Here is a 20,573-nt window from a genome sequence, read left to right as displayed (position 1 = left end):
CCCGAATTTTGGATATTGCTAAGGAAATCATGAAGCGCACCCTTGTTTCGCTTGCTGTACTCGGCATTTGCGCCGGCCCCGCCCACGGCACCGATGCCGCCACCGCCGCGAAAGTGCGGGCACTGCTCCAGCAGATGACGCTGGAAGAAAAAGTCGGGCAGCTGAACCAGGTCGTGGCCAGCGGCCTGACGGGCCCGGAAAACGCCCAGGCGAAGAACGTCGACAAGCGCGCCGACATCAAGGCGGGCAAGATCGGCTCGCTGCTGACCGTGAAGTCGGTCGCGGAAACGCGCGAGCTGCAGGACTTGGCGATGCAGTCGCGCCTGAAGATCCCGCTGATCTTCGCGCTCGATGTCATCCATGGCCACAAGAACGTGTTCCCGGTGCCGCTGGGCGAAGCGGCTTCATGGGACATGGAAGCGATCGAGCGCTCGGCGCGCATCGCCGCCACCGAAGCCGCTGCCTCGGGCGTGCACTGGACCTTCGCGCCCATGGTCGACGTGGCGCGCGATCCGCGCTGGGGCCGCGTGATGGAAGGGGCGGGCGAGGATGCGTTCCTCGGCTCGGCGATCGCGAAGGCGCGCGTGAAAGGCTTCCAGGGCAAGGGCATCGGCCAGCTGGACAGCGTGATGGCCACGGCGAAGCACTTCGCCGCGTACGGCGCCGCCGTGGCCGGGCGCGACTACCAGGCCGTGGACATCAGCCCGCAACAGCTGCATGAGGTGTATCTGCCGCCGTTCAGGGCGGCGGTGGAAGCGGGCGTGGCGACCTTCATGAATTCGTTCAATACCCTGAACGGCATCCCGGCGACCGGCAGCGCCATGCTGCAGAAGGACATCCTGCGCCAGAAGTGGGGATTCGATGGCATCGTCGTCAGCGACTGGCAGTCCGTCGCGGAGATGGTGCGCCATGGCTACGCGGCCGACCTGAAAGACGCCGGCGCCAGGGCGATCAACGCCGGCAACACGATCGACATGGAAGGCTACGCCTACAGCAACCACCTGGCGGAGCTCGTCAAGGAAGGCAAGGTCGGCCAGGCCACGCTGGACGACGCGGTCGGCCATGTGCTGGCCAAGAAGTTCGAACTGGGCCTGTTCGACGACCCGTACCGCTACAGCGACGCGGCACGCGAGAAGGCGGTGCACGCCAATCCCGAACACCGCGCCGCCACGCGCGACGTCGCCAGGAAGAGCATGGTGCTGCTGAAGAACGAAGGCGCCGTGCTTCCCCTGAAGAAGGACACGCGCCGGATTGCCCTGATCGGCCCGCTGGCCGAGGCCCGCCGCGACCTGGAAGGCGCGTGGATCGTGCACAGCGATCCGAAGAGCGTGCCCTCGCTGGCCGACGGATTGCGCAAGGGATTGGCCGCGGGAAGCCGGCTGACGGTGACTGCCGGTTGCGACATCGCCTGCAAGGACAGCAAGGGCTTCGCCGCCGCGGTGAAGGCGGCACGCGAGGCGGATGTCGTCGTGATGGCGCTGGGCGAATCGTTCGACCATACCGGCGAAGCGCGTTCCTACACGTCGATCACCCTGCTGGGCAAGCAGGACCAGTTGTTCCACCAGGTGCGCGCCGCCGCGAAGGCGGCCGGCAAGCCGGTGGTGCTGGTGGTGCTGGCGGGCCGCCCGCTGGCGTTCGCCGACGTGGCCGAAAAAGCCGATGCCATCCTGTATGCATGGCTGCCGGGCAGTGAAGGCGGCAATGCCATGGCCGACGTGCTGTTCGGCGACTACAACCCGTCGGGCAAGCTGCCGATCACCATCCCGCGCAGCCTGGGCCAGGTGCCGATCTACTACTCGTACCTGAACACGGGCCGCCCGGTGCCGGAGGTCGAGGCGCTGTATGGCTCGGCCTACATGGATTCGCCGAATACCCCGCTGTACGCCTTCGGCCATGGTCTGTCGTACACCACCTTCAAGTACGACAACCTGCGCCTGTCCACCAGCAGCCTGGCCGGCAACGGCAAGCTGACCGTGTCGTTCGACCTGCAAAACAGCGGCAAGCGCGCCGGCGAGGAAGTGGTGCAGCTGTACCTGCGCGATCCGGTGGCGTCGATCGCGCGGCCAGTGAAGGAGCTCAAGGGCTTCCGCAAGCTGCGCCTCGAGCCCGGCCAGCGCCAGTCCGTCAGCTTCGAGATCGACCGCGAACTGCTGTCCTTCCACAACGCCGACCTGAAATGGGGCGCCGAGCCGGGCCGCTTCGACCTGATGATCGGCAGTGCGTCGGACGACATCCGCCTGAAAGGGCAGTTCGAATTGACCGACTGAGGCTGGCTGGCCTGGACACCGCACGGGCCCGCGCGTGCGGTAAAGCATGAAAAGCCGCAAATATCGCAATTGCAGGGCCGCGGCAAGCTCCCCACAATGCGCCGGGAACCATCCTTCGAGCGGAGCAAAGCATGACCCTGCACTTCCTGACTTGGCAATTCCTGGCCCGGCACATCATCGGCCGCTGGCTGTGGGCGCTGGCGATGCTGGCGGCGGTGCCCGCGGGCGCCGCGGCCCTGCACGTGCCGTCCTACCCGGCCGACCTTTCCAGCGTCGAACGCCTGCACCATTCCGCCCGTTACCAGGTGCTGGTGCGCCCGCACGGCGCGGGCGAAGACGCGTGGCGCCGGGCCACGGTGTTCGAGACGCGCAACGACTGGGTGCTGTACGACTTCTTTCATCCCGACCCGGCGCGGCGGCGCGACGTGCTGCAACCGGCCGGGCAGGTCGGCCTGTCCCGCGTGATCCCGGGCCGCCTCGATACCGGCAAGGCCGACCTGCGCACCGCGTCGTTCTCGCCGTTCTCGTTCGAGGGCATGGCGGTCGACGTGCGCATCAAGCTGCTCGATCCGGCGGCGCGCGCACGCACCGTGACCGTCCGCCCGCTGCGCCGCGCGATCCCTGCGGTCATCGCCGCGGACGGTCGCACGGTCGACATCACCCTGCAGCGCGCCCAGAAGCTGTCGGTCGAGATCAACGACCGCCTCGACCCGCTGTTCCTGTTCGCCGATGCGCCCGACGTGCCCGACACCGCCGCCACCCATTATTTCGGCCCGGGCGTGCACCGCCTGCCCGGCGACGGCACGCTGCACCTGAAGTCGCACGAGCGCGTGTACATCGCCGCCGGCGCCATCGTCGAAGGGCGCTTTGACCTGGCCGAGGGCAGCGAGCACATCACCATCCGCGGGCGCGGCCTGCTGTCGGGGGGCGAATGGCCGTTCGAGAAGGTCGATCCGCGCTGGCAGTACACCCGCCCCGCGATCGGCGGCAAGGGATCGCACCACTTCACGCTGGAAGGCATCACGCTGGTGCAGAGCACCACCTGGCAGGTGGCGCTGGAGGACGGCGGCGGCAACGCGACCCATCACAACCAGTACCGCAACTTCAAGACCGTCAGCTGGAACGGCTGCACCGATGGCATCTGGGTCACCGGGGACCACAACGTGGTCGACGATGTCTTCATCTTCAACAACGACGATTTCTTCGTCACCAAGGGCGGGCGCGGCACGCGCGTGTCCAACGCCGTGGTGTGGGGCGGCACCTGGGGCCGCATCCTGCTGGTGCAGAACATCTACCGCGACACGCATCCCGTCGAAGACCTGGTGATCGAGCATGTGGACATGATCGGCAAGGAGGGCGCGCATGTGCTGTTCGTGCTGGAATCGTTCTCGACGCCGTCGCGCCGGGTGCGCAAGAATGCGCGCGGCATCACCATCCGCGACCTGGTCGTCGAGGAACGCCGGCGCAGCGGCAACAGCAACAACGTGCCGTACAACATGGCCGGCCTGTTCGGCTTCGATACCAGCCACGCGCCGGGGCGCATCGATGACCTGACCTTCGAGGACATCGTGCTGGACCAGTGGTTCGCCGACGAAGGGCATATCGTCGGCACCGAGCAGTCGCCGATCCACGGCCTCACGCTGCGCAATATCCGCGCCGGTGGGACGCGCCTGGGCGCGCACGGCTTCAACCCGGTGCGCTTCAACCGGCACGTGCACGGCGTGCGCATCGAATAGGCGGGCCGGCGCGTTCTTTGCGGAACGCGCCGACGGTTTTCGCAATTGCCAGGCGGAGCGGCGCTCTTCAGAATCCGCGCACGACAACCCGACCCTGGAGACAAGCATGACCCAGCACCAGCCATCCCGCCGCCGCGCGCTCGGCGTCCTGTCCGCCGCCGCCGGCGCGGCGATGCTGCCTTTCGCCGCCCTGGCCGCCGCCGGTCCGCGCCGCATCATCCTGCGCTCGCACTGGCAGATCGAGAACATCGGCGACGTGGCGCATACGCCGGCCGCGCTGGCGCTGCTGGAGCGCCACCTGCCGCAGGTCGAGGTGACGCTATGGCCGTGGTACGACGAAGTCCCGGCGCACGAAATCCGCATGCTGACGAACCGCTTCCCAAAGCTGAAGATTGCCCAGGGCAAGCTGGACGCCAATGGCGCCGGCTCGACGCCGGAACTGGAGGCGGCCGTGGCATCGGCCGACTTCATGCTGCACAATTCCGGGCCGTACGCGCTGGCATGGATGGACCTGGAAGCGTTCAGCAAGCGCACCGGCAAACCGTTCGGCGTGTATGGCGTGACCTACGGCCACTGGATCTTCGGCAACGCCGAGAAAGACACGCTGACGCGCGCCGCCTTTGCCTACTTCCGCGATTCGGTGTCGCTCAGGAAGGCCGAGCTGGACGGGGTGAAGGCGCCGATCATGGGCTGGTCCCCGGACGTGGTGTTTTCCACCGACGTGGCCGACGACGCGGCGGCGGCGCGGCTGCTGGAGAAACTGGGGCTGGCCGACAGCAGGTTCATGGTCTGCCTGCCCAAGCAGCGCTATACGCCGACCTGGCTGCACGTGCGCAAGAAGCGCGCCTTCGACGGACGCCAGCACCAGCGCAACGAGGAAATGAAGGATTTCGACCATGCGCCGCTGCGCGAGGCGATCGTCGCCGTGGTGCGCCAGACCGGCCTGAAGATCCTGATCGGCAACGAGGACGAGACCGAGACGGAGATCGGCAAGACCTGGGTCTACGATCACCTGCCGGAAGACGTCCGGCGCAAGGTCGTCTGGCTGGACCGGCCATGGACGCTGGAAGAGGCGATGGGCGTCTACAAGCGCTGCGAGGGCATGTTCAGCAACGAGATGCACAGCCCGATCATGTGCATCGGCCTGGGTGTGCCGGCCATCGTTAACCGCTGGGTGGAGCAGAGCAGCAAGGGGCGCATGTGGGACGACATCGGCCTGTCGGAATGGCTGTTCAATTTCGACGTCGAGGAAGAGGTGGCGGCATTCCCGGCCGCCGTTCTGAAGATGGCGCAGCAACCGGCCGAGTCCCGTGCCAGGGCGGGCCGTGCACGCGACCTCACCCGCAGGCGCCACGCGGAGACCATGGCGGTGCTGGGCAAGGAACTCGACAAGGCGCGCCGCGCCTGATGCGAGCCCCCGCCATGGCGCTCAGCCGGCGGGCGACGCGGCCGCCAGCGGCACCAGCGACTTGTCGGCGATCACCACGGGACCGTCGAACAGCGGGATGTTGGTGAAGACCGTGCGGCCGTCCTTGACGTGCCATTCGCTGGCCGGGATGTCGTAGACCTTGCCGCTGATGACGTCGACGTACACCGGCTGCTCGAAGCGGGCGTTGGCCAGGCCGATCCGGTAGCTTTTCCTGGCCAGGTCGCTGCCGGGGATGACGTCGGCCAGCCACAGGGTGTACGCGTCCTTGCCGCTGGCCTTGTGGCGGTAGCCATAGGCCGCGACCGTGCGGTCGGTCGACGCCGTCATCAGCACCTTGCGCGGGTCCTGCGGCACCAGCTTGTCGTTGTGGACGTGGCCGATGTCGGGCAGGCGGGCCAGCTGGTCGTCGAAGATCGCCACCACTGTCTGCACCGCGCGGTAGGCCGCCTTGGGCCGCAACGCGCGCTTGCTCGCATCGGACTTGATCAGGCCCTTGGTGTTGAGGGTATTGATCGGCCCGTTGGTATAGGCGATCTCGATGATGGTGAACACGCTCGACTCGATGTCGTGCCCCAGGTCGCCCAGCATGCGGCGCGTGGCCCACTTGGCCTGGGCGATCTCGGACCAGGCCCAGTCGCCCAGCGCGCCGCCGCTGTAGGGCACCGACGGCGCGCCGTTCTCGCCCTGGCGCAGCGGCATGCCCGGCGCGTACTTGTGCAGGATGGCGCGCAGCTTTTCCACCTTGGGGTAGTGCTGGTCCGGGTTGTAGACGTAGTCGTGGTAGGTGATGTTGTCGAACAGCGCCAGCTGGCGTTTGGCGTGCAGCGCCTGGAAGAAGCGCTCGGCGTAGTCGTAGTCGATATGGCCCAGCGCCAGGCCGGAGATCTTCGCTTTCGGCTGCAGGCGGCGGATGATGGCGGCGCTGCGCGCCGACAGCGCCGCGAACGACTCGGGCGTGTTGTAGGTGTTGTCGCCGAAATTCGGTTCGTTCCACACTTCCCAGTCCGTTACCCGGTCGCGGTAGCGGGTCACCAGCGCGGTGACCCAGCGGTCCCAGGCGGCCAGCGCTTGCGGCGAATCGGGCACGCCGGCGGCCAGGTTGGTGCCGCCGCCGCCGGGATAGATGGCGTTGCCGTACGCGAGTTGCAGCCAGGGCGCCAGGCCGCGCGAGGTGGCATCGTCGACGATGTGGTCGAGCCAGGCCCAGTCGTATTCGCCCGGTTTCTTTTCCGTCTTGGCCCAGCCGGCCTGCAGGCGCAGGCGGCGGATACCGAGCGGCACCAGGTAGTCCTTGTAGGCGTCGTAGCTGGCGAAATCGCGGTCCAGCGTCTCGCAGCCGAGCAGCCAGTTGTTGCGCGTGCCGGCATGGGCGGGCCTCGGCGCCACATCGCCGATATGGGTCAGGGGCGGCGCGGCCTGCTGTGCCACGGCGACAGCCGGGAGGAGGGCTCCGGCCGCGGCAAGGGTCAGCAGGGTGCGTCGGGTCAGGGTCGTGGTCAAGTGAGGCCTCTTCGATTGTTCAGGCGCCGGGACGGCGCTGTGCCAGCCAGTCGGCCGCCTTCTCGCCGCCCAGGCAGGACCATTCCGACACCCGGGCGGTATCGATGCCGGCCGCCCGCAGGCGCCCGATCCACTGTTCCGCATCATCTTGCGGGCGGTAGCCGATGCGTTCGGCGGCCGGGTCGTTCTTTATCGTGCGCGTGTTGCCGGACACGCCCCAGATCACCTGGAAGCCCGGCCCGGTCCAGCGCAGGCAGCGGTCGACCAGGCGGGCGGCATCGTCCGGGCTGCACCACATGCGCAAGTCGCGTGCGTTGACCGGCTCGGGCTTGTACGCGCAGATGCGCCAGGCAAAGCCGATGACGGGAAAGGCGGCGCATTCGGCGCGCAGCAGGCTTTCGCCAAACACCTTCGAGGCGCCATACAGGCCGGTCGGGTGAGGCGCCAGGTCGGCCGCCAAAACCGTGTCCGCGGGATGCAGGCCGCCATAGTGGTTCGAGCTGGCATAGATGACGGTGGAAATGCCGGCCCGGCGCGCAGCCATCAGCGCATTGTAGGCGCCGGTGAAATTGAGCGCCTCGATGGTTTCCCAGTCGGCTTCGCGCGGATGGCCGCCCAGGTGCACGAGGGCACGACAGCCGGCCATCGCGGCCGCCATGCCGTCCTGGTCGGCCAGGTCGAGCTGGTAAAAGCCGTCGAGGTTGCCGTCGGCGGGTGGCCGGATATCGGCAAAGCGCACCTGGTAACCCAGGGCGGCAAGGCGCGCGCGCAGGTCGGTGCCGATGCGGCCAGCGCCGCCGGTGATGAAGACGGTGCCTTCCGGCACGGCAGTCGGGGATGGAGTCAGGGTCATGGGCGGCAGGCTGGAACGCCGGTGCCCCGGTGCCGCAGGTGCGTCTGGCGCATGGCATTCCTCAAAACAGTTAAGATATGTTATATCGTATCATGTCAGAAGCCGTTTGGCATGCTGAATTCGATCTGGCGTTCGCCGACGACCATCATGCCGGGATTTCCGCTGCAAGGATCGGGAGCCCGGCGTTGACCCAGCCATCGATGCCGTCTTTCAATGAAGATACGTGCAGGTAGCCCAGCCGCCTCAGCCGACTTGTCACGTGGGCGGACGATACCTCGTCCGGGCAGGCGCAAAAGATCACCACGTGCGCCTCCCTGGGGATCGAGCGGACGATCTTCTCCAGCTCGTCGACATCGAAGACCATCGCGCCAGGAAGCTGCCTGCCGTCCAGGTTTCTCGCGGCGGCGGAGCGGACATCGACCAGAACCGCGCCTGCTGGTGCCGACAGAAGGTGCTGCGCCTGCCTTGCACTGATCCGCATCGCCTCGACCACGCGGAGCCGGCGCTGGCGATGCAGCAGGCGGACGAGAACATAACTCGCCAGCATGGTCGCCGTGGCCAGTGCCGTGTAGATGCCCACGCGTTCCAGCACCGCAATGACGGTGCCTGCCTGTACGTCCAGGGCGTAACCGATGGCGATGAAAGTACCTGCCCACAACAAACCTCCCATGCCCGCATACACCAGGAAGCGATGGCACGGCATGTGCAAGATGCCTGCCAGGGGCGGGGCGAGCAAGGCCGCCCCGGGAACGAATTTCGCGAACAGCAGCAGCCCGCCTCCCCAGCGCTCGTACTTGATCTCTGCCTGCCGTACGCACAGATCGGGCGACAGCGAAAAACGGCAGAGAACCCGCAGGACGGTATATCCGAGGCGGCGGCCTGCCAGGTACCAGCCATAGTCCGCCAGGGTGCTTGCCATCACCGCCGCTGCAAGGACAAGGACCGGGTCGAGCTGTCCTGCCGCCACCAGGCCACCCGCAATGATCAGGCCAGGCACTGCCGGAATGGGCAGGCCCAGGTGAACAAGCAGCACATTCACGAACACCAGCAGCGTGCCGTACTGGTTGAACAGGCTCGACATCGACTCCGGCATGATTGCCTCCCCGTGCCTACTTCCGTGACGCCCGGACCAGCCGGGTCCGCGTGTCTGTCATGTGCGCGGGAAGGCCAGCATTCCGGCATTCCGGCGATCCTTCTGCGTTTGCGGCCAGCCGTGGCCGAACACGACCGGTTGGCCATGTCCCCAATCGGTGAAGTGGATGATGGTGCCGTCCCTGGTGGCGACGGTGTCGATTGTGCGATGGGTGTTCATGATTCTCCTTTCGGATGCAAGGCGGTAAATGCAGCCGGTAGATGAAGCGGGGCGGCCGGGAGCGCGCCGCAAACCGCCTGGTTGCTGGTTCGCGCCGCGCCGTGCAATGTCGAAATTCTATGGACGTGGATCGAATGCCGCGTTGCGCCCCTTGCGCAGTTGAAGCCGATCTTGCGGTCCGATGAGGCGGCGATTGTCCATGTCGAGGAAATCGCCGCCATGCAGATGGCCGCTCGTGCGTTCGGGGCGAAAGCGGCGTTTCGCATCACGTCCGGGCAGCGTGTCTTATTTGCCCTTGCCCACTTCGAACGCCGGTGCGCCTGGATCGGTTTTCACTGTCCAGCTGCCGCTTTGCCGGAACGACGCGGCCGATGCATAGGTATCCTCCATGAACTGGAAGTACACGATCTTCCCGTTCCTCACTTTGGAATGGATCGAGAATGGCGAACTGAACAAGGTGCCGACAGCCACCGAGCGGTAAGTGAAGGTCCCGAACACCGCAACGTTTTCGCCACTGCCGAACATGTCCGTGATCTTGAAATCCTCGATCTTCCAGTACTTGGCCACGCGCGAAAACGTGGTGCTGAAGCCCGCCGGGCCGGTCGATTTCCCTGCCCAGGGCTCGATCTTCTTGAGCTCCGGATTGTCGAAGGTGAGGGAGATATAGGTCGCGTCGGGCGCGACCAGCCGCTTTGCCGCGGCATCGACCTTGTCGGGAGCGGTGTTCTCGAGGAATTCCTTGACGACGTCGATCGGCGCGCGGCTTGCGGCGGCCTTCGCCGGCTCCCGTGCCGAAGCCGATGAAGCGCCGAGCAGCATGACCGCGCCGACCGACACTACGGCGGCGATGAAGGTTTGTCGCGCGGTGCCTGCGATATTGATGATGGGTTTCATTTTATTCCTTTCCAGTTGGTCGATACGTGGCGCTCTGCCAAAACGAGCTTTCATCAGCTTCGTGCCCTAGCAGTTTGCAAGCCCCGTGCCACCTTGTACGGAATCCTTTCATGGCGTGAGAAAAGCCATTTCTGCTGCAATGCACACCGAGACAGCAGGCTGAATCCAAGGCATTTCACGCGATTGGTATGCTGCATTGCGATACCGGAAGCGCCAGGTCAGGTCGTTTTTATCATTTGGAGAAGTTGCAGCTTTATCTACCGATGAGCGTACGAAATGATTAAAATTTGGTATCAGGCTGCACGACGCGTTGCCTGACATTCGCTTGAGGAGATGTGATGATCGAATTCCCCGAAGACCTGGATCTACGCCGGCTCATCCGCTTCTCGCCGGACGACGGGTCGATCTGGCTGTCCGAAAGCCGGATGCTGTTGCTGCATGCGGCTTCACTCGGCGGCTTGCGCGAAGAGATGGTCAATTCCGTCGGCCAGGAATTTACGCGGCGAATGTTCACGCGCATGGGTTTTGCGTCCGGAAAGCGCGACGCGGAATTGGCGCGCAAGATCCGTGGCAATCTCACGATCGAAGAAGCGTTTGCAACGGGACCGCAGATGCACATGCTCGAGGGCGGCGTTCAGGTGATCCCCGTGCTTGGCCACATGGACGTCGAGAAGGGTGAATTCCATGGCGAGTTCATCTGGCGTAACTCGTGGGAAGCCGATGCCCATGTCAATGCCTTCGGCCCGCAGCAGGACGCCGTATGCTGGAGCCTGATCGGTTACGCCTCCGGCTACACGTCCGCCTTCATGGGGCGCTTCATCCTGTTCAAGGAAACCAAGTGCATCGGCTGTTCGGACGACGAATGCCGGATCGTCGGCAAGCCCGTCGAGGAATGGCCCGACGCCGAGGACTTCACGTGCTTCTTTGAACCTGAATCCATCGTTTCCCAGATGCTGGAACTGTCGTCCCAGGTCGAGACGTTGCGCAGCAGCCTGAAGACATCGCGTACCCTGGAGGACATGGTCGGCGAGTCGCCAAGCTTCAGGCAAGCCTACCGCCTGGTGGAGAAGGCTGCCGAGACCAGCGTGACCGTGCTGCTGGCCGGTGAGACCGGCGTGGGCAAGGAACGGTTTGCGCGTGCCATCCACAACCGGAGCCGGCGAGCGGACAAGCCCTTCGTGACGATCAACTGCGCGGCACTGCCGCATGACCTGATCGAGGCGGAGCTGTTCGGTGTGGAAAAGGGCGCCTTTACCGGCGCAAGCAATTCCCGCGCAGGCAAGTTCGAACGTGCCGACGGTGGCACCCTGTTCCTGGACGAACTTGGTGAGCTGCCACTCGCCTCGCAAGCGAAACTGTTACGGGCACTGCAGGAAGGCGAGATCGAAAGGCTCGGCGACGACCGTCCTCGCAAGGTCGACGTGCGCATCGTTGCGGCGACCAACGTCGACTTGCCGGAGGCCGTCAAGGCGGGGCGCTTCCGGGCTGATTTGTACTACCGCCTGAGTGTCTATCCCATCCTGATCCCCCCACTGCGGGAACGGCGCAGCGATATCCCGTCCATGGTGTCGACGATGGTCGAGAAGTTCTGCGCGCTGCACGAAAAGCGCGTGGCAGGCGTGACCGACCAGGCGATGCGGGCGTTGACGGCCTACGACTGGCCCGGCAATGTTCGCGAGCTTGGGAACATGATCGAACGCGGGGTCATCCTGGCTGGTCAGGGTGACTGGATCGAATGCAAGGAACTGTTTCCGAACTTCGTGCTTCCCGAAATGGAGCGCGTTGCCGTCGACAAGGCGGGGGCACTCCAAGACCCTGGCCAGGAACGCGAGGGCTCGCTATGCGACCGGATTCTTGGCAGCGGCATGTCGCTGGAGGATATCGAGAACATGGTGCTGCGCGAAGCGGTCGCCCGCTGCAAGGGCAACCTGTCCGGCGCCGCGCGCCTGCTCGGGATCACCCGGCCGCAGCTCAGTTACCGGCTGAAGCGGTGCACGCCCGGCACCGCCGACGATCACGTGCCAGGCTGATTCACGCGCTGCGCATTGCCGCCGGGATGGCCCGATCCTGTTGGCTGCCGGCTTCCGCAATGGCGATCATCCGGGCGACCTCGTCGTAGCCGTGGAGTTCAGCGAGTTCGCGCGGACGCAGCCCCGCATGTGACCGAAGATCGAGCCGCGCACCGGCCCGCACCAGCGCGCGCGCCGCGTCCAGATGGCCATGCCACACAGCGTCATGCAACGCGGTCATGCCGTTGTACTGTCCCCGGGCATCGATATCGACGACGGCGGCGCCCTCGTGAAGCGGCGATGCCAGGACGCGCAGCACGTCGGCATGCCCGAAATAGGCAGCCTCGTGAGCAGCTGTCGCTTTCATCGGACCATTGACACGGGCCGCATCGGCGCCAAGCTCGAGCAAGGCGCGCACGATCCCGGCATGCCCCATGCGCGCAGCCATGCCGAGCGGCGTGCAGTCCTCGTCCGGTCCGCCGCTCCTGGGTGAGCGCTCGTCGACGGCATGGCCTGCCGCGACCAGGCGCCGCACGTCGGCAAGGTCGTCTCGCTTGACCGCCGCCATCAGCGACTGGCCACGAATACGTGCCTGGTCGCACGCGATCCGAGTCTCGATCAGGCCGGCGATGGCCTCGAGCCTGCCGGCGCGCGCCAGGTCCAACGCGGTCTCCCCGGCGTAGTTCATTGGCGTGGTCCTGGCGCCGCGGTCGAGCAGGAACCGGACAACGCGCTCATGCCGGTGGACTGTGGCGTCCATCAGCGCCGTGTTGCCGAGGCCGGCCGATTGCTGGTCGATGAAGGCCCCGTTGTCCAGCAGGACGCGCACTGCGTCGACCGATCCGGCCTGCGCCGCCTTGTGCAGGGCGGTCGTCCCCATGCGTGCGTCGACCGCATGCACGTCGGCCCCGGCGTCCAGTAGCAGATGAACGATCCCTGTCTTGCCCAGGGCGCTGGCAAGCATGAGGGGTGTAAAACCGTCAGCGTCACGCTGAGCCGGATTTTTCATGGTGCCGAGGTGTTCGCGGACCTGCGTCATGTCGTCCTGGCGGATGGCGTTTGCAAGATTCATGACGCCCCCAGTCCCGCCAGGAATTGCAGCAAGGCCGCATTGAGGCGGTCCGGCGCTTCGTGCTGCACCCAATGGCCGACGCCATCGAGCCGGACCTGATCGACCAGCCGCGGTTGCATGCGCCGCAGCTCGGCCAGCTGGGGCGTGTCGGGATGGAAGAACCGGCACAAGCCATCGTCGGCGCCCCAGACGTATAAGGACGGCTGCCTGATTGGCGCGTCCTTGAACGCCGCCGTTTCCGCAAAACTGACGGGCAATGCGCGGTAATAGTTCAAGCCGCCTCGAAAACCGCTTTCCTCGAAGCTCCGGATGGTGTGCCGCACATAGCCGGGGTCCGCCCAGGCGGGCAAACTGGCGGGAGCAGGGCGCAACAGGCTGCGAGACGGGTCGACCGGATCCCAGCGCCGGTCCGGCGGTGGGCTGGAAGAAGCCCAGTACAGTATTGACCGGATCGACGCCGCCGCTGGCGTGAAGGCCGCCTCCGAACCGGGCTTGAGCCAATCGAGGGCGTAGTAACGCTGACCCAGGCCGCGGCGGCGCAGGGATTCCCAAGTGTCGATCTCGCCCCGGGGCGCGTACGGGATGCTGATGCTGACCAGGGCCCGGAAGCGCTCGGGATGCATGAGTGCGGCGCGCTGCGCATGATCGGCGCCCCAGTCATGGCCGACGATGGCAGCCGACGGTATCTTCAGTGCGTCGAGGATGCCGACCAGGTCGGCCACGATGTGCCGCGAGCTGTACAGGCTTGCCGCGGCCGGTGCATGGCTCTTGCCAAACCCGCGCATGTCCGGCGCAACGGCACGGTAGCCCGCTTCCGCCATGGCGGACATCTGCTTGCGCCAGGTTTCGGCGGTATCGGGAAAGCCATGGCAGAACAGCACTGCCGGGCCCGTGCCCTGTTCGAGCACATGGAATGGCTGCCCGTTGATGCTCAATGAATGCCGCTGCAGCGGGAACCGGGATGGGCGTTCGGGCTCGTCCGCAATGGCGCGAGGCTGCACGCCGAGTCCGAGGAGGGCAGCGGCACCGAGAAGCCGCCTTCTGGTATGAAGAACCGGCGTCGCAACGCCGGCGTGTAACCGGGCAAACGATTGGAAATCCGGGAGCATGCTGAAACTCCTTTTCTGAAGTGGCCCGTCGACAGGGAAGTGGCAGCTCGTCTGCCACGGCACTGATCACGGCAGCGCTTTGCGTGCCATGGCCGACGGCGCGGGAAGCCGCCAGAGGTGACTGGTCCTGGCCGCACGATGTGTTACGATGAGTAAGCTACGTGTCGTAAGTTACGTTTGGTAAGTATAATCGGCTCGGACACGGTGTCAAGCGCGCACGAAAGGGAATGCATGAAGAAGATGAGCAAGGACGAACGGCGGGCGCAACTGCTCGCCACGGCGTGGGATATCGTCCGGGAGTACGGCACCGATGCGCTGACCCTCGGCGCGCTGGCCCAGCGGGCAGGCATCAGCAAGCCCATTGCGTACAACCATTTCCAGACGCGCCCGGGGCTCATGATTGCGCTCTACGAAGACATCAACCAGCGACGCTTGCAGACGGTTGCCGCGGCACTGCGGGAGGTTCCGGCCAATCTCGCGGATGTGGCAGGCGCCTTGGCCTCGGCCTATATGGCCTGCCATGCAGCGCTGGGGCCGGAATGGCATGCGATCGGCGCCGCGCTGCGCGGCGATGCCGAAATGCAGCGCTATCAGCGGACGATGATCGACGGCTATGTCGAGTTCTATCACCGTTTCCTGGCGCCGGTATCGCCTTTGCGTTCCGATGAAGTGCGGCGCCGCTGCGTTGGCATCGTCGGGGCGGCCGAAGCGTTGTCCGACGCCATGGTGCTGGGCCGTGTGAGAGAGGAAGTGGCTGCCGGAGACCTTGCGTCGCTCACGGTAGCGTGGCTCTCGGCGCCCGCATGAGGATCGGTCGACGTGGCTGCTCTTTCCGCCACGCGCGATAGCGCCATTGTCCACCGCCGGGTTGGTGGCGCGTTTCTGTCCTGCTGCACGGCTATCCCGAGCCTCGGCACTTCCGTGTCCAACCGTCCCGCTCGATTGATCATTTCGTCACCTTGAGCTACGTGCTCTACATAAAATGACGAAATGGTGATTATAGATAACGGGAAATATTATTTTGCAATGCAGCATTATTGCTGCGATCTTTGACGATTTCTCTTCTGTCGATGTGTCTTTTGCGGTGCAGCGCAGCCAGCTCCGGTGAGCCCGTCATCGGATCGATATTTGCTGGCATGGCGCTTGCAAACAGGAATAGGGAAGGGCACTGAAACATGGAGCGCCCTGGAGGAACCCTACTTTTCTGGAGGCCATATGAAACTACCCGCATTGACATTCCCCCACGCACGGCACTGGATCGACGGCGCCTGGCGCGACTCCGCCGAGCATGGCGACAGCTTCGATCCGGCCACCGGTGAAGTCATCGGGCGCTACGCTTTTGGCGCCGAGTATGAGGCAGCCGATGCCGTGGCTGCCGCTTCGCGCGCTTTTCAATCCGGGCCATGGCGCCACGACCGGGCATTGCGCGTTCGCGTTTTGCATGCAATGGCCGACCGGTTCGAGGCGCGCGCCGGCGAACTGGCGGCACTGCTGAGTCTTGAAAACGGCAAGATCGCGGCGGAGGCTACTTTTGAAATCGCGCTGGCGGCGCCCGGTCTGCGCTACTGCGCGGCACTGATTGCAACCGACCAGGGACGCGCCTCCGAGTGGTCGCCCGGCAGGTTTTCCATGGTCCTGCGTGAACCGATGGGCGTTGCCGGCATCAGCGTTCCGTGGAATTCGCCTGTCGGACTGATGGTGCGTTCGCTTGCGCCTGCGCTGGCGGCCGGCTGCACGGCAGTCGTGCAAATGCCGGCCCAGACCGCCCAGGTCAACGCACTGGTCAGCAAGGTGATCAGCGAAACACCCGGGTTGCCGCTTGGTGTCGTGAACATCGTGACCGGTAGCAAGGAAGTGATCAGTTACCTCGTCGACGCGCCTGACGTGCCGACGATCAGCTTCACGGGCAGCACCGCGACCGGACGGGCCATTTCCCGGGCCGGCGCTGTGCGGCTCAAGCGTTTCGGACTCGAACTGGGTGGCAAGACGCCTTTCCTGGTGTTCGACGACGCCGACCTGGACGCCGCCTTGCCGCGCATCGAGAAGGCTCTGACGACCTTCGCTGGCCAATTCTGCATGACCGGCAGCCGTCTGCTGGTCCAGCGTGGCGTTGCCGACCAGCTGCGCGAGCGGCTCAAGCGACGACTGCCTGAAGTGAAAGCAGGGCCGGCATCGGACCCGTCCAGCGAAATGGGGCCACTGATCGATAAAGCCAATGTCGCTCGCGTCGACCGGATCGTCGAAGCCGCGCTGGCCGCCGGCGCAAGCAGCATCGTTCGCGGCGGACCGGTGCTCGATGGTCCCCTCTCACGCGGTGCCTTCTATCTGCCAACGCTGCTGGAAGTGAACGACCCGACGATGGCGATCGTGCAGGAAGAAACCTTCGGCCCCGTGTTGACCATGCAGGTATTCGACACCGAGGCGGAGGCCATCGCGCTGGCCAACGACAGCGAGTATGGCCTGGCGGCGAGTATCTGGTCGCGGGATGTCGACAGGCCGCTGCGCGTCGCGCGGGCCATTGAAGCGGGAACGATCTGGATCAACGACTGGGCCGTCATGCGCGATGAATTCGAGGAAGGCGGATACAAGCAAAGCGGGCAGGGGCGTTTGCGCGGCGTTGCGCAACTCGAGGATTTCCTGGAACACAAACACATCGTCATGCAACCGGGGGTGGCCTGATCCATTGAAAGACAGTCAGGACTAACTGCGTTCCACAAGTGCCGTCGTTATCCGTCTTTTCGTACCGAGGGACCACCATCGCCGGTGGCCAGGGGCAGTGCCAGCCGAGCGAGATCGAACTGGGTGGAGCGCGGCACCAAGGGGGAGCTGGTTGCCCGAACCGCCGGCCGGCTTTTTGGTTGAGGAACACGAAAGGCCAAGCCGCTTCGGCCCGCGACCTGTGATTTCATTGCGCACATCCTGCGATCGATGGCCGTTCATCACTATGCAATGACGTAGAGGTCGAAAACAATGAACACACATACCGACGCCGCACAGGGAACCAGTGTGATCGTCCACGACATCGCACCCGACCGCCACGCCAGTTACGAAGCGTGGATCGATACGGCGGTAGCGGCCCACCGGCTGTTCCAGGGGTATCTGGCAACGGATATCATCCGGCCGGTGGGGGCAGGTCTGCGCTACGTGGTGATACTCCGGTTCTGTTCCGGTCCCGACGCCGAGGCGTGGCTCCGATCGGGCGTGCGTGCGGCGCTGTTGAAGGAGGTCGAGCCCTGGCTCCTGCGTGAAGACACCTATCGGGTCCATGACAACAATGAATTCTGGTTTTCAACGCCCGGCAAATCCAGCCCACCCAAACGCTGGAAGCAATGGCTGCTGTCGACACTGGCTGTCTTTCCCTTGACCGCGGTGATCCCTGCGCTCGTCGGCGCGCTGGCGCGCAAGCTGCCCCTGGCCGTGCCTGGTGTCCTGGTGCTGGCGTTCACCGCCGCGATCATCTCGGCCATCATGGTGTACTGGCTGATGCCGCTGCTCTCCCGGTGGGCGGGAAGATGGCTGGCGATGCAATGAACAAACACAATCGGCCACCAAAAAACGCAATGGGCGGTAACTCGACAATGTCCACGGCCGACGCGGATAATCGTCGAGTGATCCGGCGACTTTCTCCTTGACCTTCACCCGGGCCACAGTAGTGCCTCGGCCGTTACGATATTGTCATGATAGGATCCGATTGGCGTAAGATTGTCCAGGACATCGAAAGTCCGGTGTCCGTCAGATCGGGAAAGGCCGGAGGGTAGCAAACGGAGGACTTCGCTGCCAGCCGCTTCTGCGAAAGGATTCTGGAATGCTCAATACCAATAGCTTTACCGAGTGGTACAGCGCCAGTCACGAAGCAAGCTACGTGCGCACCAGGAAATCTCCCGGTGGGCTCCTCGATCTGGTCGATCTGGCGCGCCCGGCCGGCGACATGTCGCATCCGGCGCTGGCGGAACTCGTGCTGTACCAGGATCAAGTCGGTGGCGGCCAGGTGAGCGCCAACGCGGGAGGCGGATTTTTCAGCGTGAAAAGCGAGCAGGGCAATTTTTTCCTCGCCGCCCCCAATTTTGCGCAAACCGTGATGGTCGACAGGAGTCATCACGTCCGCAGCCTGTCCTTTTCCCTCACGCAGTGGCAGACCATGCTGGACGAGGCAGCCGGCGGGCAGTTTTCCGTTGAATCGCTGCGTCTTTACCGTGGCGCCTTCCACTCGCCAGTCATCCGTTCGGCACTCCAGAACCTGTGGTTCCTCGGTGAGGAAGAGGGCGTGCCATCGCGGCTGCTGGTGCGCGCCGCCGGATGTGAAATCCTTGCCGAGCTTTGCCGCTTGGGCGGTGCGCCGCTGGAAACGGTGACCGGCGGCCTTGCTCCATTGATCAGGCGCCGCTGCCTCGAAGCGATGCGGGCACGGATGTCGGAAGATCTCAGTCTCGACGAACTGGCTGCCGATGCAGGGCTCTCGGTGTTTCATTTTGCTCGCATGTTCAAGCAGAGCCTCGGCGTGCCCCCCAGGGTCTATCTCACGCAACTGAGAATGCAAAGGGCAACCGAGCTGTTGCAAAAGACCGAGCTGACGATTACCCAGATCGCCCAGGAAGTCGGCTATTCGTCCAACCAGGTGCTGGCGCGGATCTTCCTCAAGCACTTTCACCGGAGCCCGACCGAGTATCGCCGTATCATTCGCAATACCAGGACCTGACGCCCGTCAACGCGGCCGCGCCTTCCATAAACCCGGCAGGCGTGCCGTCAGCGGTCCGCCGCCCCTGCTTCTCCATCCCATCCCTCCGGGGACGTCTCTTCCGCATTCCGCCCAATAGCCGGCGTGCAGGCATCGCCCTGCCGTTCGCGGCCCGGCCGCGCATCGAACCGCAAGATCGGCACCCTTGGCGCAAGGCAGGCAACGCGCCATCCATCCCCGCTCACTACCATTGAATCCATCGCACGACATTGGCTGGGCCGGACCGGCATCGGAGCGAGATTGATTGATCCGGATCGCAGCACGACGCGTGGCGGCCATGCCGCCATGGCGCTTCCCACATGGAGAAAGACATGCAAAACGCATTTCCAAATAGCCACCCGGCGACGCCAGGCGCTACCCCTGACGCAGTGCAACTGCTGCGGCGCAGCCTGGAAACGTTCCTGGCCAAGGACATCGCAGGCTGGGCCGCACTGTGCGACGAGAACGTGATCGTCGAGTTTCCCTTCGCACCCGATGAAGCATCCAGGAAGATCGTCGGCCGGGCGGCGATCTACGAGTACCTGAAGGACTATCCCGGCGTCATCGACCTGAAGACGACACGCACGATGAGCATCCATGGCACCGACGATCCGCGCCTTGCCATCGCCGAGTGGAGCGTTTCGGGACAGGTGATCAGCAACGGCAATCCCTACGAGATGAGCTACGCGACATTCGTGACCTTCGACAATGGGCTGATCGTGAATTACCGGGAGTACTGGAACCCGTGCGCGTTCTCAGCGGCCATGGACGGCGCGATGTTCTGAGCACGTCGCCTGCCCGATACCGTTATCTGACATAGGAGAAAATCATGAACCGAATCGATTCACAGGAAACCCTGGCAGCGACTTCCGCGCGGCGGATCCTCAGGCGAACGCGCGGCACCGAGCATGGCGGGATCAGGCGCCTGATGAGCCCCGGCACCCTGGGGCGGTCCCTCAAGCCCTTTGTATTCCTCGACCTGTTCGACCTGGATCTGCATGATCCCCGTGCCGAGTTCCCGATCCACCCGCACTCGGGCATCGCGACGATCACCGTTCTCGCCGATGGCGACATGCGCTTCGACGACCCCGCCGGCGGCATGGGGCGCATCGGCTTCGGGGGCTTCGAATGGATGCGTGCCGGCGTCGGCGTCTGGCACGGTAAGGAAATGTCCGCCGGCGACTCGCCGAGGGTGAAGGGTTTCCAGCTGTGGATCGCCCTGGGGCCCGGGCTGGAGCTCGCGCCGGTGGACAGTCAATACGTGGAAGCGGATCAGGTGCCGGCGAGCGGACCTGCCCGCGTGATCCTGGGGAGCTATGGCGCCGCGCGCAGCCCCGCGCGCGCGCCGGACGGAATCAGGGCCTGGCTGGCCGTTGCCAGTGGCGCGCTGGAAGGCGATACCGCCGCCACGGCGGGCGACATGCTGGTCTTCGAACAATCCGGGCAATCGTTCACCGTGCAGGCGAGCGCGGAGGGCGACGCCGTGATCGTCATCGGCAGCGCCGTGCCGCATGCCCACGAGCTGCATCTCGGGCACTACTCGGTGCACACATCCGCGGCGGCACTGGCCAGGGGCGAGGCCAATATCGAGCACCTGCGCACGCTGTTGACCGCAGCTGGCGACCGCCGCCAGGCCACTGGCAGTGTCCCGGTATTCCAGGGCTGACCGCAGCATGTT

At 65.0% G+C, this 20,573-nt stretch carries 18 protein-coding genes; 10 read left to right on the top strand and 8 right to left on the bottom strand.

From position 1 onward, the window contains the following. Positions 1–29: 29 nt before the first annotated feature. The 3 genes from EWM63_RS01940 (at position 30) to EWM63_RS01930 (ending at position 5,411) form a co-directional block, all read left to right on the top strand. Positions 30–2,267 (top strand): glycoside hydrolase family 3 N-terminal domain-containing protein, encoded by a 2,238-nt coding sequence (locus tag EWM63_RS01940; RefSeq protein ID WP_130185042.1) that lies wholly within the window; start codon positions 30–32, stop codon positions 2,265–2,267. Between the two features lie 131 nt (positions 2,268–2,398). Continuing rightward, positions 2,399–4,003 (top strand): glycoside hydrolase family protein, encoded by a 1,605-nt coding sequence (locus EWM63_RS01935; RefSeq protein WP_130185041.1) that lies wholly within the window; start codon positions 2,399–2,401, stop codon positions 4,001–4,003. A 106-nt stretch (positions 4,004–4,109) separates the two neighbouring features. After that, positions 4,110–5,411 (top strand): polysaccharide pyruvyl transferase family protein, encoded by a 1,302-nt coding sequence (locus EWM63_RS01930; RefSeq protein WP_130185040.1) that lies wholly within the window; start codon positions 4,110–4,112, stop codon positions 5,409–5,411. A gap of 21 nt (positions 5,412–5,432) precedes the next feature. Here EWM63_RS01930 and EWM63_RS01925 read toward each other — a convergent pair whose 3' ends face one another. From EWM63_RS01925 to EWM63_RS01905, 5 genes are all read right to left on the bottom strand, one after another. Next, on the bottom strand, positions 5,433–6,932 hold the full coding sequence (locus EWM63_RS01925; protein ID WP_207221222.1) for a GH39 family glycosyl hydrolase: 1,500 nt from the start codon (positions 6,930–6,932) through the stop codon (positions 5,433–5,435). 19 nt (positions 6,933–6,951) lie between these two features. Next, the gene (locus EWM63_RS01920; RefSeq protein ID WP_130185039.1) at positions 6,952–7,785 is read right to left on the bottom strand and encodes an NAD-dependent epimerase/dehydratase family protein; all 834 of its coding nucleotides are present in this window, start codon (positions 7,783–7,785) and stop codon (positions 6,952–6,954) included. 145 nt (positions 7,786–7,930) lie between these two features. After that, positions 7,931–8,878 (bottom strand): VTT domain-containing protein, encoded by a 948-nt coding sequence (locus EWM63_RS01915; protein ID WP_130185038.1) that lies wholly within the window; start codon positions 8,876–8,878, stop codon positions 7,931–7,933. A gap of 57 nt (positions 8,879–8,935) precedes the next feature. After that, positions 8,936–9,097, bottom strand: a complete 162-nt coding sequence (locus tag EWM63_RS32255) for an alpha/beta fold hydrolase (protein ID WP_229487679.1) — start codon at positions 9,095–9,097, stop codon at positions 8,936–8,938. 285 nt (positions 9,098–9,382) lie between these two features. Further along, positions 9,383–9,991 (bottom strand): nuclear transport factor 2 family protein, encoded by a 609-nt coding sequence (locus EWM63_RS01905; RefSeq protein ID WP_207221221.1) that lies wholly within the window; start codon positions 9,989–9,991, stop codon positions 9,383–9,385. A gap of 338 nt (positions 9,992–10,329) precedes the next feature. Here EWM63_RS01905 and EWM63_RS01900 point away from each other — a divergent pair, with 338 nt between their 5' ends. Then, positions 10,330–12,021 carry a sigma-54-dependent Fis family transcriptional regulator gene (locus EWM63_RS01900; protein ID WP_130190121.1) on the top strand — a complete coding sequence of 564 codons (1,692 nt, stop codon included), beginning with the start codon at positions 10,330–10,332 and terminating at the stop codon, positions 12,019–12,021. A gap of 1 nt (position 12,022) precedes the next feature. Here the strand turns inward: EWM63_RS01900 and EWM63_RS01895 are convergent, their stop codons facing one another. Together EWM63_RS01895 and EWM63_RS01890 are read right to left on the bottom strand one after the other, a co-directional pair. After that, positions 12,023–13,072 (bottom strand): ankyrin repeat domain-containing protein, encoded by a 1,050-nt coding sequence (locus EWM63_RS01895; protein WP_130185037.1) that lies wholly within the window; start codon positions 13,070–13,072, stop codon positions 12,023–12,025. Further along, positions 13,069–14,181: an alpha/beta fold hydrolase gene (locus tag EWM63_RS01890; protein WP_130185036.1), complete on the bottom strand. Its 1,113-nt coding sequence runs from the start codon at positions 14,179–14,181 to the stop codon at positions 13,069–13,071. Before EWM63_RS01890 ends, EWM63_RS01895 begins: the two co-directional genes overlap by 4 nt. 231 nt (positions 14,182–14,412) lie before the next feature. On the opposite strand from EWM63_RS01890, the gene EWM63_RS01885 reads away from it, so the two are divergent. Next, positions 14,413–14,988: a TetR/AcrR family transcriptional regulator gene (locus tag EWM63_RS01885; protein ID WP_207221220.1), complete on the top strand. Its 576-nt coding sequence runs from the start codon at positions 14,413–14,415 to the stop codon at positions 14,986–14,988. A 190-nt stretch (positions 14,989–15,178) separates the two neighbouring features. Here EWM63_RS01885 and EWM63_RS31665 read toward each other — a convergent pair whose 3' ends face one another. Beyond that, positions 15,179–15,319 carry a hypothetical protein gene (locus tag EWM63_RS31665; RefSeq protein ID WP_165390725.1) on the bottom strand — a complete coding sequence of 47 codons (141 nt, stop codon included), beginning with the start codon at positions 15,317–15,319 and terminating at the stop codon, positions 15,179–15,181. Positions 15,320–15,396: 77 nt separating this feature from the next. Between EWM63_RS31665 and EWM63_RS01880 the strand changes: the two genes are divergently transcribed. The 5 genes from EWM63_RS01880 to EWM63_RS01855 all read left to right on the top strand — a co-directional run bounded on the left by EWM63_RS01880 (position 15,397) and on the right by EWM63_RS01855 (position 20,561). Then, the gene (locus EWM63_RS01880; protein ID WP_130190119.1) at positions 15,397–16,860 is read left to right on the top strand and encodes an aldehyde dehydrogenase family protein; all 1,464 of its coding nucleotides are present in this window, start codon (positions 15,397–15,399) and stop codon (positions 16,858–16,860) included. Between the two features lie 291 nt (positions 16,861–17,151). Continuing rightward, positions 17,152–17,712 (top strand): putative antibiotic biosynthesis monooxygenase, encoded by a 561-nt coding sequence (locus tag EWM63_RS01870; RefSeq protein WP_130185035.1) that lies wholly within the window; start codon positions 17,152–17,154, stop codon positions 17,710–17,712. Between the two features lie 274 nt (positions 17,713–17,986). Beyond that, positions 17,987–18,877 carry an AraC family transcriptional regulator gene (locus EWM63_RS01865; RefSeq protein ID WP_130185034.1) on the top strand — a complete coding sequence of 297 codons (891 nt, stop codon included), beginning with the start codon at positions 17,987–17,989 and terminating at the stop codon, positions 18,875–18,877. Positions 18,878–19,227: 350 nt separating this feature from the next. Then, entirely contained in the window at positions 19,228–19,680 is a 453-nt protein-coding gene (locus EWM63_RS01860; RefSeq protein WP_130185033.1) for a nuclear transport factor 2 family protein, read from the top strand. A 44-nt stretch (positions 19,681–19,724) separates the two neighbouring features. Continuing rightward, positions 19,725–20,561 carry a pirin family protein gene (locus EWM63_RS01855; protein WP_130185032.1) on the top strand — a complete coding sequence of 279 codons (837 nt, stop codon included), beginning with the start codon at positions 19,725–19,727 and terminating at the stop codon, positions 20,559–20,561. Positions 20,562–20,573 lie beyond the last annotated feature (12 nt).

Origin of the sequence: Pseudoduganella lutea, assembly GCF_004209755.1 — a bacterium.
Taxonomy (GTDB): Bacteria; Pseudomonadota; Gammaproteobacteria; order Burkholderiales; family Burkholderiaceae_D; genus Rugamonas; species Rugamonas lutea.
Note: the sequence above shows the minus strand (reverse complement) of the source record. Positions and strands in the feature narration are given on the sequence as shown.

What these genes read in the sequence shown, in the direction of transcription:
- EWM63_RS01940 (WP_130185042.1), top strand. Translation starts at nt 30, where the DNA reads ATGAAGCGCACCCTTGTTTCGCTTGCTGTACTCGGCATTTGCGCCGGC.
- EWM63_RS01935 (WP_130185041.1), top strand. Translation starts at nt 2,399, where the DNA reads ATGACCCTGCACTTCCTGACTTGGCAATTCCTGGCCCGGCACATCATC.
- EWM63_RS01930 (WP_130185040.1), top strand. Translation starts at nt 4,110, where the DNA reads ATGACCCAGCACCAGCCATCCCGCCGCCGCGCGCTCGGCGTCCTGTCC.
- EWM63_RS01920 (WP_130185039.1), bottom strand. Translation starts at nt 7,785, where the DNA reads ATGACCCTGACTCCATCCCCGACTGCCGTGCCGGAAGGCACCGTCTTC.
- EWM63_RS01915 (WP_130185038.1), bottom strand. Translation starts at nt 8,878, where the DNA reads ATGCCGGAGTCGATGTCGAGCCTGTTCAACCAGTACGGCACGCTGCTG.
- EWM63_RS32255 (WP_229487679.1), bottom strand. Translation starts at nt 9,097, where the DNA reads ATGAACACCCATCGCACAATCGACACCGTCGCCACCAGGGACGGCACC.
- EWM63_RS01905 (WP_207221221.1), bottom strand. Translation starts at nt 9,991, where the DNA reads ATGAAACCCATCATCAATATCGCAGGCACCGCGCGACAAACCTTCATC.
- EWM63_RS01900 (WP_130190121.1), top strand. Translation starts at nt 10,330, where the DNA reads ATGATCGAATTCCCCGAAGACCTGGATCTACGCCGGCTCATCCGCTTC.
- EWM63_RS01895 (WP_130185037.1), bottom strand. Translation starts at nt 13,072, where the DNA reads ATGAATCTTGCAAACGCCATCCGCCAGGACGACATGACGCAGGTCCGC.
- EWM63_RS01890 (WP_130185036.1), bottom strand. Translation starts at nt 14,181, where the DNA reads ATGCTCCCGGATTTCCAATCGTTTGCCCGGTTACACGCCGGCGTTGCG.
- EWM63_RS01885 (WP_207221220.1), top strand. Translation starts at nt 14,413, where the DNA reads ATGAAGAAGATGAGCAAGGACGAACGGCGGGCGCAACTGCTCGCCACG.
- EWM63_RS31665 (WP_165390725.1), bottom strand. Translation starts at nt 15,319, where the DNA reads ATGCCAGCAAATATCGATCCGATGACGGGCTCACCGGAGCTGGCTGCG.
- EWM63_RS01880 (WP_130190119.1), top strand. Translation starts at nt 15,397, where the DNA reads ATGAAACTACCCGCATTGACATTCCCCCACGCACGGCACTGGATCGAC.
- EWM63_RS01870 (WP_130185035.1), top strand. Translation starts at nt 17,152, where the DNA reads ATGAACACACATACCGACGCCGCACAGGGAACCAGTGTGATCGTCCAC.
- EWM63_RS01865 (WP_130185034.1), top strand. Translation starts at nt 17,987, where the DNA reads ATGCTCAATACCAATAGCTTTACCGAGTGGTACAGCGCCAGTCACGAA.
- EWM63_RS01860 (WP_130185033.1), top strand. Translation starts at nt 19,228, where the DNA reads ATGCAAAACGCATTTCCAAATAGCCACCCGGCGACGCCAGGCGCTACC.
- EWM63_RS01855 (WP_130185032.1), top strand. Translation starts at nt 19,725, where the DNA reads ATGAACCGAATCGATTCACAGGAAACCCTGGCAGCGACTTCCGCGCGG.